Annotated in this window: 13 protein-coding genes; 4 read left to right on the forward strand and 9 right to left on the reverse strand. The window is 35.1% G+C overall.

Translation table 11 applies throughout. The annotated features are described in order from the left end of the window. Positions 1 to 210 precede the first annotated feature (210 nt). The gene (locus ACIQXW_RS18680) at positions 211 to 405 is read right to left on the reverse strand and encodes a Spo0E family sporulation regulatory protein-aspartic acid phosphatase (RefSeq protein ID WP_340826168.1); all 195 of its coding nucleotides are present in this window, start codon (positions 403 to 405) and stop codon (positions 211 to 213) included. Between the two features lie 94 nt (positions 406 to 499). Next, positions 500 to 688: a hypothetical protein gene (locus tag ACIQXW_RS18685; RefSeq protein ID WP_340826169.1), complete on the reverse strand. Its 189-nt coding sequence runs from the start codon at positions 686 to 688 to the stop codon at positions 500 to 502. Between the two features lie 126 nt (positions 689 to 814). Between ACIQXW_RS18685 and ACIQXW_RS18690 the strand changes: the two genes are divergently transcribed. From ACIQXW_RS18690 to ACIQXW_RS18700, 3 genes are all read left to right on the forward strand, one after another. Then, positions 815 to 1,003 (forward strand): YkvS family protein, encoded by a 189-nt coding sequence (locus ACIQXW_RS18690; protein WP_024362262.1) that lies wholly within the window; start codon positions 815 to 817, stop codon positions 1,001 to 1,003. A gap of 80 nt (positions 1,004 to 1,083) precedes the next feature. Continuing rightward, positions 1,084 to 1,701, forward strand: a complete 618-nt coding sequence (locus tag ACIQXW_RS18695; protein ID WP_401021332.1) for a CPBP family intramembrane glutamic endopeptidase — start codon at positions 1,084 to 1,086, stop codon at positions 1,699 to 1,701. 62 nt (positions 1,702 to 1,763) lie between these two features. Continuing rightward, complete coding sequence (locus ACIQXW_RS18700) at positions 1,764 to 2,435, forward strand: hypothetical protein (RefSeq protein ID WP_401021330.1); 672 nt, start codon at positions 1,764 to 1,766, stop codon at positions 2,433 to 2,435. A gap of 224 nt (positions 2,436 to 2,659) precedes the next feature. Here the strand turns inward: ACIQXW_RS18700 and ACIQXW_RS18705 are convergent, their stop codons facing one another. Next, a complete protein-coding gene (locus tag ACIQXW_RS18705; protein ID WP_402764615.1) occupies positions 2,660 to 3,109 on the reverse strand; it encodes a MarR family winged helix-turn-helix transcriptional regulator in 450 nt (149 codons plus the stop codon). 109 nt (positions 3,110 to 3,218) lie between these two features. Further along, entirely contained in the window at positions 3,219 to 4,637 is a 1,419-nt protein-coding gene (locus ACIQXW_RS18710; RefSeq protein WP_401021327.1) for a PAS domain-containing sensor histidine kinase, read from the reverse strand. 259 nt (positions 4,638 to 4,896) lie between these two features. On the opposite strand from ACIQXW_RS18710, the gene ACIQXW_RS18715 reads away from it, so the two are divergent. Then, positions 4,897 to 6,636, forward strand: coding sequence for a B12-binding domain-containing radical SAM protein (locus tag ACIQXW_RS18715; RefSeq protein ID WP_402764618.1), 1,740 nt, complete (start codon positions 4,897 to 4,899; stop codon positions 6,634 to 6,636). A gap of 680 nt (positions 6,637 to 7,316) precedes the next feature. Here the strand turns inward: ACIQXW_RS18715 and ACIQXW_RS18720 are convergent. The 5 genes from ACIQXW_RS18720 to ACIQXW_RS18740 all read right to left on the reverse strand — a co-directional run bounded on the left by ACIQXW_RS18720 (position 7,317) and on the right by ACIQXW_RS18740 (position 14,811). Continuing rightward, complete coding sequence (locus ACIQXW_RS18720) at positions 7,317 to 7,475, reverse strand: hypothetical protein (RefSeq protein ID WP_340826179.1); 159 nt, start codon at positions 7,473 to 7,475, stop codon at positions 7,317 to 7,319. Between the two features lie 452 nt (positions 7,476 to 7,927). Continuing rightward, entirely contained in the window at positions 7,928 to 9,283 is a 1,356-nt protein-coding gene (locus ACIQXW_RS18725; RefSeq protein ID WP_340826180.1) for a TrkH family potassium uptake protein, read from the reverse strand. Between the two features lie 270 nt (positions 9,284 to 9,553). After that, positions 9,554 to 10,318 (reverse strand): TerC family protein, encoded by a 765-nt coding sequence (locus ACIQXW_RS18730; protein ID WP_402764622.1) that lies wholly within the window; start codon positions 10,316 to 10,318, stop codon positions 9,554 to 9,556. Positions 10,319 to 10,651: 333 nt separating this feature from the next. After that, entirely contained in the window at positions 10,652 to 11,737 is a 1,086-nt protein-coding gene (locus ACIQXW_RS18735; protein ID WP_402764625.1) for an SDR family oxidoreductase, read from the reverse strand. A gap of 20 nt (positions 11,738 to 11,757) precedes the next feature. Continuing rightward, positions 11,758 to 14,811 (reverse strand): efflux RND transporter permease subunit, encoded by a 3,054-nt coding sequence (locus tag ACIQXW_RS18740; RefSeq protein WP_402764628.1) that lies wholly within the window; start codon positions 14,809 to 14,811, stop codon positions 11,758 to 11,760. Positions 14,812 to 14,943 lie beyond the last annotated feature (132 nt).

A 14,943-nucleotide genomic window follows, 5' to 3' on the forward strand; every position in this document is an offset into this window, starting at 1 on the left:
GTTTTTAGTGTAGATGAATCAGTTCAATAATTCAAATTCTTCTTAATACTTGTACTAACTTTATTATGTATGGCATATATACCGAATAAGCAAAAAAAAAGAGAGCAGGTGATGGGAATCACTGCTCTAAAGGGGGAAATGAGAATGTTGCTGTGTTCATATTAACTATTCCCCAGTAAATGCATTTTTAAACATCTAATCTAAAAAGTTTTACTCTGAATACTGAAACAAATCATCTTGATCTTCTTCTTCTTCTAATGTTGTCTGTCTATAATAAGTATTCATTAACTGATCTAATCTGCGACTCAGTTGAATGGTTTTTGCATTCTGTAACCCGTTTTCAACACCAGAGCGAATCATCATCTCACGAGTTTGTTCCATTTGTTTCAAGAGTAGATTGACCATTCATACAACCCTCCAACATACAAATAATCATACCATTATTATACATTTATATTTCATTTCTTACAGCATTAAGTTACGACAATGTTCGACAAAATTAACTTCTAGGAATTTCCAAATAAGTGTATATTATAATCCCATTTTGCTTTGCTTCACCTCTAAAATGTTTAAATAAGGGGTGTTTCACTAATACTTCACGAAACTCATAAAATTGATCTTTAGTAATTTCGATACTTTGTATTTCTCCTTCCTGTAATTGTTTAAGCATATTTTCATATTGATCCATTTTTTTCTATTCCCTTCTCTTTCCTTATTTTGTGTATTAAATTATGAATTATTCAAAAAAAGCTTTACGTTTTCCTTTTTTTCATGCAAACTGTATATTATTAGTCGATGAAGGAGCTGACTGTCTGTGAAAATAGCTGAAGTTGGAAATATTATCGAGTTTAAAAATGGTTTGCAAGGTATTGTTGAAAAAGTAAATGAAAATTCGGTGATCGTTGATCTAACATATATGGAGAATTTTGATTCCCTTGAAATTGAAGAGAAAACGGTCGTCAACCATAAACGTTACAAAATCTTATATGCAAGTGAAGCTTAATATTCTGAATAGTCCCTTTTTGTCTTAATAGATGATAAGGGACTATTTTTTTGGTAAAATTAAAGTATGGAGGTCGAATTATGCAAACAAATTCGAAACAAACAATAATACTTCTCCTTTCTTTATTATTCGTTTATGGCATGCTTGCTTTTACATTTGCTAATCCAGCTGTATTTTGGTACCTATATGCATTTACACTGCTCGTATGTATAGCTATTGCTATTCTTTCAGGTACAATTGAAGATCAATTACCTACTTGGAAATTTCTAATTTTCGGCATAGGATACGGTACAATCACATATGGCATTATACGTTTTGGTTATTGGCTCGCTCCATATATAAATGATCGGCTAGTAGTAACAGTGAAAAAGTTTTTAACTGTTTACGGTCCACAAAATATTTGGCACTATATTTTACTTGTGTTTATTGTGGCCATTGGCGAAGAGCTATTTTGGCGTGGCTACGTACAACAGCAATTGAAGCGTTTTATGCGCCCTGTCTTAGCAGTTGTTGTAACAGCAATTTTATGTGCCATCTCGATTGCATTTAGTGGTTTTAAGCTAGGTATAATCGCAGCTCTTGTAACAAGCCTAATTTGGGGCTTTATTTATGAATGGCGCAAGAGTATGCCTTTAGTTATTGTGGCCCATGTTGTTTTTGTTCTACTATTGTTTTTAGTGTTACCTTTAACATCATAACAAAAAAAATTGGAAACATTTTATCTTTTATTAGCGTTTAATATAGAAAAGGAGGGCTTTTCATGCAAAAAAAATTATTTTCAATGCTTGCATTATTACTAACAGCTGTTATTGTCGTGGGGTGTAATACCTCGGATAAGACAGAACAATCAGATGTTGAACAAAATGAACCAGCGAACTCACAACAACCATCTGAGAATGAAACTGCAGGCGATGACAAGCAAGAAACGCCTACATCAAATGATGCAACTACAGACACACAAGCTAAACCAGAACAAGAAGTGAAATACGTTCAAAAAGGCGTCGACAAAAAGGAAACAGCAACTGAATCTGATAGTGTTGATCAGGGCTATAAATTCCAACAACTACCTGAATTCACTCTTTCTCAAGAAGAACCAGGAAAAGACATGTTAGTATCAAATGCTGATGATGAAGTATTTATGCGTATTGAAACAACAAATGCTTCTGAAACAAGCTATGATGCAGTTAAAACATCTATGCAAGACTACATGAATGCAGTTGGAGGACCAGTAGCATTATCGGCTGAAGAACTTTCTGCATTTAAGGATATTAAAAATATTGAGGGCTATGTTGTAGACTTTGATACTGAAAAAGTAATTGGCGTAGTATTTGAAAAAGATGGACTCATTACAAAATTAACAATTCATGATAATGATGAACAAGATTTAACTGCTGCAATGCTTGCAATGGCAGCTACTATTTCTAAAAAATAATACCAATTGTTTGAAAGGCCTTAGAATTCATTCTAAGGCCTTTTTTTATTCACCAACAAAAAACATAGGGTGGCATTGTTAATCCCTTAAATAAGCTTCCTAAAAGGCAAAAATAGCTATTATATTCGATTCCTTACAAAAAACAACGTTAAGTTCCTTTTTAAAATCCTATATTTAGGCATAGAAAAAAGAATCGCCTCAAAATCCATTTGAGACAACTCTTTTTAATAAGACAAATCTTTAATTGATAGCCCTAATTTTTTTAATAAGCCTATCGTTTGATCTTTTTCCTCGACTGATAATGCACTCATCAATTCATGTAAATGTTGTTCATGCTTTGGAAATAATTTGCCCATAAACGCTTCACCTTCCGCGGTAATTTCTGCATAGGTAACGCGACGGTCTGATGGACAGGAAACCCGTAAAAGATAGCCTCTTTTTTCAAGCTTATCAATTACATACGTAATAGACCCACTGGCAAGTAATATTTTATTGCCGATTTGCTGTAATGGTTGTCTCCCTTTATGATAAAGGAGTTCTAAAACTGCAAATTCAGTAGGATTCACACCATTCTCTTGAAAAAAATGGTTGGTCATCTCATTTATTGCTTTATGGGCACGGGATAATACTATATATAATTTTAAAGTTTGCTTTAAATCTTCTTCTGACGTCATAGCCTAGTCCTCTCAATTCGCTCTTTATACATGTCATTATAGCGACTTTTGAAAAGCATTGTCAAAAGCATTCAATAATAGCGCACTATTGAAATAATTTTCACTGTATTTAGGTTACTAAATAAGCAGAATCCTTCGCCGAAACATCTAACGGGTCCAACTGATTGAATGTGTAAACTGGAAACTGCATATGGAAGCATGTCCCCTTCTGCACTTCACTTTGAACACCTATTACACCTTCATGCTCTTCGATTACCTTTTTCACGAAAGCAAGGCCTAGTCCTGTCCCTGTTGATTTCGTCGTATAAAAAGGTTGGAATAGGTTTTGGATTGTTTTACTATCCATTCCACTGCCTTCATCTTTAATCATTAACTCTACAATCGTACAATCAATCACATTCATTTCAACCGTAATTGTGCCACCATTATGCATAGCTTCCATCGCATTTTTAATAAGGTTCATAAATACTTGTTTTAAACGATTTTCATTGCCACCAATAAACACTCCCGTAGCTGAAGGTATATATTGAATCATAATTTTTTTCATCAAGGCATCAGGTAACATAAATTCGATCACTTGTTTTACAATATGATCTAATTCGATTAATTCTACCTTCATACTTGTTGGCTTGGACAATACTAATAATTCAGACAAAATTTGCTCCATCCGTTGTAACTCACTATCGATAACAGATAAATACATGCGTGATTCCTCATCCGCATTCAGCTTTAAAAGCTCTGTAAAGCCTTTTAAAGAAGTTAATGGATTACGAATCTCATGTGCAATACTTGCCGCCATTTGACCAACTACATTCAATGCTTCCTGATGCTCTACTTTATGCTGCAACTGCTTTTTCTCAGTTTCATCATTAATAACAGTGACGATAATATTGTTATATTCATCGAAAACACTTGAAATTTCGTAATAGCACGTTCTACTTACTTGTGTTTCATCTACGACATGAATAATGGCATGTTTTTCGCCCATCAATTTGGATAAATATGTTGTAATTTGTCCATTCTTCATTGTAAATGAATCAAATATATGTTGATGCGCTTTATGAAGAAGCTGCGATTTTTCTATTTTCAAATACATTTCTGCATATTTATTTAAACCAAGAATAATCCCACTCGCGTCACTCACAATAACAGCATAGGGTAAATGATCATATGCGCTGAAGGATTGTGAACGTTCCTGTTCCTTACTAACATACAATTCAATTGCTCTGTCATTATTGATAGTGGATAGCTGTGCGACTATTTCTTCTGTGTTTGGATCATAGAAACATTTAAAGGACATCATTTCTAGATCATTGTTATTTTTACGAATATTAAATATTTCTTCTGATCTTAACTCACATTGTAGTTCCTTAACGAACTTAGCCCACTTAATATTGGATGGCTCGTCCATTGTTATATAACCTTTAAATGATGAATTAAGATTAAAAAGTTTAATAGCTGCCTCATTACAATTCAAAATTTTCCCTGATTTATTAAGAATAAGTGTTGGTGACGAAGTACTTTTCATAAGATTTCCAAAACATTGATTTATATCATTTTGCTTCAACTTTCTCACCGAACCTTTCAAAAGAGTAAAAAACCTCTCATTCGAATTTTGAGCCTTTACTATACTTTATGACTGTACGATTCTATTATTACAAAATTTAGTAAATTTAAGTATTTAAAATTATTTCACGAACCGTTCACAAAATAAATAGGTCTAAAGGATTATATTGTTTGTCAGCTACTTGACTGTTACAATTAGAAGTTGAAAGGAAGATTAATGCATGAATACTATTTTAACTACTTTAAACGCAAAGTATATCCACACAAATTTAGCATTGCGTTATTTAAAATGTGCTGCTTTACCTGAATACAATCCAGTAATTGCAGAATACACAATTAAAGACCCTGCATTTAATATTGTATCAGATTTATTTCAAAAAAACCCCGATATCGTAGGATTCAGTTGCTATATTTGGAATATTGAAGAAACAATACACGTTATTAAAATGTTAAAAACAGTTTGTCCAAATGTTAAAATTTTGCTGGGAGGACCTGAAGTATCATATGATGTCCATCATTGGTTACGTCGAATTGAAGAAGTTGATTTCATTGTCATGGGCGAAGGGGAAACTTCATTTAAGCAGTTACTACGCCATTTGCATGGAGAAATACCTTTAGAAGATGTTCCAGGCATTTGTTACTTAGAGGACGGTAAAGTTCGAATTCACGCGCAAGCACCTAAAATTGACTTACGAGAATTACCGAGTCCTTTCCGTTTTGAAGAAGACCTTCCACATCTAAGCAAGCGAATTCAATATATTGAGACAAGCCGAGGCTGTCCTTTTAGCTGTCAATTTTGCTTATCTTCTATTGAAGTAGGCGTACGCTATTTCAATAGAGAAAGTATAAAGGAAGATATTCGTTATCTAATGAATAATGGTGCGCGAACTATTAAATTTGTCGATCGTACATTTAATATTAGCCGTAGCTATGCGATGGAAATGTTCCAATTTTTAATAGATGAGCATAAGCAAGGCGTAGTCTTCCAGTTTGAAATTACTGCTGATATAATGCGTCCCGAGGTCATTCAATTTTTAAATGATAATGCCCCAAAAGGACTTTTCCGTTTTGAAATTGGTGTTCAATCTACAAACGATTTAACAAACACACTTGTACAACGTCGTCAAAACTTTGAAAAATTAACGCGTACAGTAACAATGGTCAAAAATGGTGGAAAAATAGATCAACATTTAGATTTAATTGCTGGTCTACCAGAAGAGGATTATAGTAGCTTCCGACAAACATTTAATGATGTTTTTGCTATGCGCCCTGAGGAATTACAGCTAGGCTTCTTAAAGCTATTGCGTGGTACAGGTCTTCGTTTGGAGGCTGAAAAGTTTGGCTATACCTATGTAGATTTATCTCCTTATGAAATCTTTTCGAACAATGTATTAACCTTCGATGATATTGTCCGTATTAAACATGCAGAAGATGTACTTGAGAAATATTGGAATGCTCACCGTATGGACCATACAATCGAATATTTAGTAACAGAAGTATTTGAGACACCATTTGATTTCTTCCAAAACTTTGGAACTTACTGGGAGACTAAGGGCTGGTCTCGTATTGGTCATCAGCTAGAAGATTTGTTCCGCCGTTTACTTGAGTTTTTAGAAACTGTGGAAGGTGCTAATTTACAAATTATCCAAAGCTTAATGCAACTTGATTATTTAAAGGCACAGCAATTCCAACCACGTAAATTATGGTGGAAAGATCGCCCAACTGAAGTTCAACAAAAAGCACTTTACACAGCTCTACGTGAAAATCCTAACCTTGCAGGAGATGAATTTGCCAACTTGAATTTAACTGAAAAAGAACTGTTCAAGCATACACTTATCATCCCACATAACTTGGATTATCAAAATTTCTCAAATGGCAAAATTGTACAAAAAAACGGCTATCTTTTAACCTACTTCCGACACGGCCAAGAACCGTATTTTGCAACAATCCATTCAGTTTAATAAAAAAGCGCTATTCACTTGAAATTATTCAAGGAATAGCGTTTTTTTATTTTTGAAACTAAAATAATTCGATTTTTTAACTAATCCCCTATTCTTCGTATTACGAAGCAATTACAAATTCTATCGACTGCCACTAACTTTTAATGCTAGTAATGGATTCACAATCACATTAAAACTATTAGTTCAAATTACTTAAAATATAGTTATGAGCAACCAATACTTATTACCCAATAAGCAACATTTTTAATCAGGAAATATTTTGTTAAATTTTCTAAATTTTTAGATATATCTTCAACATATTTGCTGTATGACTAATAAATGCTTAATCTAAATGATTTCTAAACCTATATTTATTCTTTTAAATTGCACAAAAAAACAGTCAGACATCCTAAAATAACCTATCATTTCTTAGCTAATAAATTGAATTATCGTTTCGTATTCTTTATATTTTTCGTTAAGCAAATGAACATACTTCATGGTCTTCTATCTGAAAAATTTCCAGCATCTTCTTATATATAAAATATTAAATACAATATAATAGAAGAAAGTCATAAAGGAGAATCACTTTTATTGTCTAATTAAAAAATAATATTGCAGTGAAAGTACTCCCTCTCCTAATTGAATATAGCCAATGAACAAAGAAGCCAAGGTGTCATGGAGCTATTTTGCTCTGTTTAATATTACAAAGTACGTTTTACTACCGAAATGAGCAAACCTAATGCTTCACCATCTGTCATACTGCTTACTCGATCACTATGATCTATTTTCATAATACCTCGTTTATGTGTCTCTTTTAATAAGTCCTTTAATTCTTGTTTAGCTGTGCTTGTAAGTGTCATTGTTAAGTTCTCCTTTTGATTCTTTTTCGTAACTGGGTTCACCGCCGCTTCTATCCTTTTCAAAAAGCTGTATTAGATATACCTCAGTTCTAGTACAAGATGGTAATTTTTCTTTCTCCACTCTTAATAAGATGTACCCGCACACTTACGCAGCTAAACTTTTTTTTAGAAATGTTGCTATTGTATTTTCTTCCATTAGCGTAGGTTTGCCTCAGACTGTCGACCAGCTTATAACATTAGATCACTACTGTCGACTTCCCCCACGGATGGTGCTTTCCGCTCCAATGTTGGCTTAAGCTCCTGCACGACCCGTAACGCAAATCTATATGTACATGGAATATTAGGACAAGACTCACCATGCCTATGCAAATAAAATTTTTGACTCCAATTTTAAAGGGGGCAAATGAATAATTTGCCCCCTAAAAACCCTCTATATCTATGCTTCTAAATGTTTAGCCAATAATAACTCGTTCTTTAGGGTAATGGAATTTAGATTTTTTACCTCTTCCGCCTCCACCAAGTGAATACAGGAAGGAAATTAAACCAACTCGCCCTATGAACATTAATATAATAATGATGATTTTACCTACGACCGATAAATCTGAGGTAATCCCTAAAGACATTCCACATGTTCCGAATGCAGATGTAATTTCAAAAATGATTTGTATAAGTGTCGCATGTGGCTCTGTAATTAGTAAAATGATTGTAGCCATTAGCACCATAAAACAAGCTACTAAAATAACGACAAACGCACGGAAGACATCGATTAAATGGATTTCACGTCCGAAAATTTGGATATCTTCTCTACCCCTTGCAAACGTAATTAAAAATAATATCGCAATAGCGAAGGTCGTCGTCCGTATCCCGCCCCCAACTGAGCTTGGAGAAGAACCAATGAACATTAAAAAGCTCATAAAAATATCTGTCGCCTCACTGAAGGATGTTACATCATATGTTGTAAGTCCTGCTGAACGTGTAGATATGGAATGGAACATTGCGGAAAAGATCGCTTCATGCCAAGGCATCCCTTTAAATGAATGGAAAGACTCGAGCAGTAAAATAACGAGCGCTCCTACAACAAATAAAATTGCATAAGTAGTTGTCGTTATTTTTGTAAATAAGCTAAAACGGAAATTAGCATGCCGATTAAGTAAAAATGTTTTTATCTCAACTAGCACCGGGAAGCCAATTGCTCCTAGCACAATCAACACCATTGTTATTAATTGAACAAAATAATCATTATGAAATGGCAATAAACTCATCCCAGTAATATCAAAACCACCGTTAGTAGTAGCTGATATAGAAGCAAAGACACCATGAATAAGCGCTTGTTCAAATGTATCGAAATAATTCGTAAAATGCGCAGTTAAAATAATAGCTCCTGCTAATTCTATGCCGATTAAAATTTTCAATATTTCTCGAATTAATTGGACAACGCCAGATAAATTATACTGATTATGATCGATCATAATTAGCTGACGTTCACGCATCCCAATTTTTTTCCCTACAAGCAACCAAACAAAAGTACCCAGTGACATAATACCAATCGCGCCGAGCTGTAAAATAACAAGTACCATGACGAGCCCAAATGTTGTATACGTCTCTGAAATATTAAACGTTGTTAAGCCGGTTACACTTACAGCACTTACTGCAGTAAATAAGCTATCTAATAATGACACTTTTACTCCCGCTTGATGAACGCCGGGAAGTCGTAACAATAGGAAGGAAATTGCTATTGCTATGAAATAATAAGACACTAGTGCCTGAAACGGTGTGATTAATTTATTAGATGATTTTTTCCAAGGCACCTCATCAACTCCTTCCACTCATGATGCCAAGATAGATATTAGTATAGAAAAAATCTATAAAAAAAGAAAGAGGCTGTTTTAAACAGGATAAAACTATCACCTCGAGCTATTTATTCGAAATAAAGCAAAAATCCGCATACACTTTCGCTGGGAAAAGCAAGCGCACATGGCTCAGTTAGTGTTGCGAGCGATACGCTCGTGCCTTGCCCGCAGAAAGCAACGCGGATTTAAAAATAATTTCATTATATATTCACAAAAAATTCCAAGCAGTTATTTTGTTTGTTTTTTATTACGTACTCCTACTAAATAACCGACAAATGCGATACCAATTAACACAATCCAAAATGTTAATTCCCAGCCTGTTGAATGAGGGAATTCTTTAGGTAATATACCCACTTTTTCATGAGCTAATGTTAAAACAACAAGTTTTACCCCAACCCAGCCAACAATTAAAAATGCAGCAGTTTCAAGTGAAGGATAATCGTTTAAAACTTTCACAAACCATTGCGCTGCAAAACGCATCATTATAACACCGATAAAGCCACCTAATAGCATAATAATAAATTGTCCACCATTAATGCCACCAATATCAAAATTACCTAAGTGTGGAAGCGTCACAGCAATAGCAACCGCAGCAAGCATTGAATCAATCGCAAATGCTATATCGGCAACCTCAACTTTTAAGACAGTCATCCAAAAGCCAGATCCCTTTTTCACAGCTGCCTCATCATTTTCTTCTTCCTCATCTTTACCTTTTCTCAAGTCATAAATATTTTTCGCTGACATAAACAATAGGTAGGCTGCTCCAACCGCCTGAATTTGCCAGTAATTAACTAATATTGTAATAACAAAGAGCGCAGAGAATCGGAATATTAATGCTCCAAATAATCCGTAAAAAAGTGCCTTTTTTTGTAGGTCATGCGGTAAGTGTTTCACCATAACAGCCATTACAACTGCGTTGTCTGCTGCTAGTAATCCTTCTAATACAACTAGTACAATCAGTACCCAGCCATATTGTAATAATATTGCTTCCATCCTCTGTTCCTCCTTTAAACTCTGTATACCCAAAATTGCGATCATTTACTAGTCAAATGCAAAAGAAAAGACCCCTGCCTGAAAGAAGGCAAAGGTCTTGCTAAGCAAATTTGTATTTGTCACTTCTCTCATTACAGGTATCGGCATTGCACCTTTATCAAAGCAACAACATTTGCTATCACACCCGATGGTAAATACCATGTCTTGACGAATGTGAAATCAGATGCATCGCTCGCATCTGCTAGCTACTCCCCTTTAACAAAATGTCTAAGGATATTTCTTTTGTTCGTTTATTATAGCACTATCATTTAAAGCTGACAAAGAAATCCATCATTATTTAATTTGAATATGATAGTTTTTATCGTCTTTATGTGCTAGATAAAAATCCACCATCTTCGGCATTGTTTGTATAAAATCAGGACATGTAATATTTCCTTTTTGTAAAATAGCAACCGCTTCTGCTGTATCAAAGACAGCATTCCAAGTTAAATAATCTAAAGATTCTTGCTCGACACCTAGCAACTTTCGAATGAAAGGTATTTTTAACGATTTTTTTGCAAACGACAAAGGAAAACGTCCTTTAGGATAATGATCCGTTAATAACTTTACCATTGTGCGATATACCTCTTGTACAGGATGTGGGTTCGGATCTGTTAAATGTAGCGTTTTGCCTTCTGCGCTTTTCTCATCCACTATATAAGTTGCGGCATTTATAATATAATCAACCGGCACAACATTGATGGCTGAGCTCGACAGCCCTATATAAGGTATAAACGGTAAACGTTTTAATTTATCCACCATATTTAAAAAGAAATATGGTCCATCAAATTTAATCGTTTCCCCAGTCTCTGAATGTCCACGCACAATTCCTGGTCTAATAATCGTTATAGGTATCTCCGACTTTAAATCTTCTACACGATGCTCTGCCTCATATTTTGTTTCCTCATAATAGTTTTTAAAAGCAGGCGGTCGGACTAATTCATTTTCACGTAAAATCCCTTCACGCAGCCCAGCAACATATGCTGTACTAAAATACATATACCGCTTTAAATTTGGAAGTGTACGTACAAAATCATTTACCATCGCTGTTCCATGTACGTTGACCTTCCATGCGATATCTCTAGGAACCGCTAAATCATAAATAGCTGCTAAATGCCAAAACACTTCAATTTGAGGCAGTAATTCCTGTACTATTTGATTTGTCATCCCTAAATTAGGTAGTGTAATGTCCCCTTCGACAATCTGTATCGTACAATGAGGATAGTCTACTTCTATCTTGCCTTTTTCAACAGTTGCTTTTGGTAATTCCCCTGCTAGCACTATTGCGATAACCTTTTGCGTTTTATTTTTTTGAAATAGCTCTCGTATTAATTGACTTGAAATGAATCCTGGAAAACCCGTAAAAAAATGAACACCCATATCTCATTTCCCCCTTGTACTTAAGGCAATTTTCTAGTTTCTTTATCCATTAAGCTATAAACAGCTGGCACTATATATAATGTCAGCAAAGTCGAAGTAATAAGCCCTCCAATTACAACAATGCCCATAGGCTGGTTCATCTCGGTACCTTCACCAATACTAAGTGCTAATGGTAGCAAACCTAATATTGTCGTTAATGCTGTCATTAATATTGGACGCAGTCGATCTTGTGTAGCAAGTAAAATCGCATCATATGACTTCATGCCATTCATCTTTTGCTGATTTATATAATCGACAAGTACAATACCGTTATTCACAACAATGCCAACGAGAACCAAAATACCAATAACAGATGTCACACCAAGTAGTGTTTTTGTAGCAAACATTGCAATCGTAACACCAATAATCATAAGTGGTACCGTAAACATAATAACGAAAGGATATTTAAATGACTCAAACTGCGCTGCCATTACAATATAAACAAGCACTACAGCTAAAGCAACGGCTAAAAGCATGTCATCAATTGCACTATCATAAAGCTCTCGATCGCCACTAAAAACAACTTGCGTTTCAGAAGGTAAATTAGCTTTTTCAAGAGCCTTATCGACCTCCTTTGAAATACCACCTAGTGACTCCTTCGCTGTATAATCAATGAAAAATGCAACTGCGGCAGCCTGATCAGAACGTCTAATGGATACTGGCCCTTCTTGTATAGATACGTTTGCAATTTCATCAAGCGTAACAAATAGACCTGCAGGAGAACGAATCTCCATTGCCTTTAAGGACTCGACACTTTCATTAAATGCTTGTCCAAAGCCTGTATACACCGATAACACAGCTCCATCATCAGCAATCATTTGAGTTGTCAGCTGTCCCTTTGTCATTTGATTAACCGTTTGGGCTATTTGTGCCGGTAAAAAGCCGTAATCCTTAGCTTTTTCACGGTCTACTTCAATTTGAATTTCTTGAACTGTATTATCTAAATCTGTCATTACATTTGTGACAACGTTAATGCGCTTTAGCTCTTGCTGTACTTTTTCAACTGACTCTTGTAAACGTTGTTCATTTGAATCGGTTAATCGGAATGTCAATGTATTTGGAGATGAACCTGACGATGTAGAAACATTAAATGTAATTTCAACTTGCTCGCCTAGCTCTTTGTTTAAATCCTTTTCTACCTCTTCTACAAATTCAAAAATTGAGCGTTTACGATCTGCAAGTGGTACTAGCTTCACATAAATTTCCGCTCGATTTGCAGTTGTTTGTCCACGTGATTGCGACTGCTGCGTACCGCCAATTAGGCTAACATAGACGTCAACATCTTGCTCTTTTTTCAAACGCTCCTCTATTGCTGCGACAACCTGTTCCGTTTTAGTGACTGCAGCCCCTCTATCAAGATCTACACTAATAGAAGCAAAACCTTCATCTGTTGCTGGTAAAAATTCCGTACCAATTCTCGATAAGCCAAACACCGATAAACTAAAGAGGATAACAGCCGAAAAAATGACCAATAAACGATGCTTTAATACCCAAACAACGGATGCATTATAGTGCTTATAAAAGGACGATGCTTTTCGAATTTCATTTATATTTTTGTCTTTCATTTTTAACAGACGACTTGCCAACATTGGTACAACTGTTAATGCTACTAATAGCGAGGCAATTAAGCTGAATGAAATCGTAAGTGCAAATTCCGTAAAGATTTGCCCAATTAAACCTTCGATAAACATTACTGGAATGAACACAGCAATTGTTGTCAATGTAGATGCTGTTATGGCTAGCGCCACTTCCTTAGTGCCTTGCATTGCTGCTTCTATTGGTTTCTTACCAAGCCCTAAATGCCGTTCCACATTTTCAATTACTACAATCGCATTATCAACGAGCATCCCAATGCCTAATGCTAGCGCGCCTAATGTCATAATATTGAGAGTAAAGTGAGCAAAATACATTAATACAAATGTGACGATGACTGAATATGGTATAGCAATACCAATGATAATTGGGCTTTTCACACCTCGTAAAAACATAAATAGCACAAGCATTGCAAATAAGCCACCTAATAGTAATGAAGAACCTATGTTACTTATCGCTAAATTCACGTAATTACCTTGATCTACTAATATGTCTGCTACTACACCTTTATATTGTTCCTGTGCTAGTAAGTCATGTAAAGATTGTTGGAACGCTTTTGATACTTCAGCAGTATTTGCCCCAGACTCTTGCAAAACAGACATTAATACAGCTGGATGGTCATTAGCACGCGTTTCTGTTAAAGATTTTTGCTCCGCGCGCTCGACGGTCGCTACATCTCCTACCGTTAGTGTTTTACCATCTATCGGATTGACGGAGACAATTAAATCCGCAATATCTTCTGGTTTTGTTAACGTACTAACAATACGTGTCGTCAACATTTTGCCATCAGCAGTTAATACAGGTTCTCCAGGCAGTGACACATTATTCGTTTGAATAATTTGAATAATATCAGCTTGGGTTAAGCCTTTTGCAATTAATTTCGATTCATCCAATGTTACTTGTACTTCTTCTACCAGCTTGCCGGATACGTTTACACTCGCTACTCCATTAGTACGACGAAGCTCTTTTTCTAATGATTCCGCTAATATACGCACGTCCACCTGATCATTTTCTGCACGTAAAGAAAGCTGAATGATTGGAAATTGTGACGGGTCAAATTTTAAAAAACTTGGCTTTTGTGCATCATTCGGTAGCGGTGTCATATCGATTCGCTGTAAAATATCGAGTTGAACCTCGTCAATATCCGTTGTCCAATTAAACTCTAGCACAATTAAATTTGAACCTTCCTGAGAGGTAGATTGAAGTTTTTTAATGCCTGGCAAGGTGGCCAATGTCGCCTCTAAAGGTTTCGTTACCTTTTCATTTACTTCCGTTGAGCTCGCACCAGGATAGGAGGTAACAACGACACCAATTGGTGGATTTAATTCGGGAATTAAAGTGATTGGAATTTTTAACAATGAGACGCCACCTAAAATAATTATTAGTAGCATCGAAACAAGTGTAAAAACAGGCCTTTTAATCGAAAAGTTACTAATGTTCATTGTATATACTCCTTTTCTTTCTCTTCTTTCCTATGATAGCCGAAAAGGGGGATTTTTTATAAATAAATACATTATATTGAAACAATTTCATAATTCGCATTTTCATCATTGTTTTTTTGAGAAATAAAATAT

Source organism: Lysinibacillus sp. NPDC097162 (assembly GCF_044762185.1).
Taxonomy (GTDB): Bacteria; Bacillota; Bacilli; order Bacillales_A; family Planococcaceae; genus Lysinibacillus.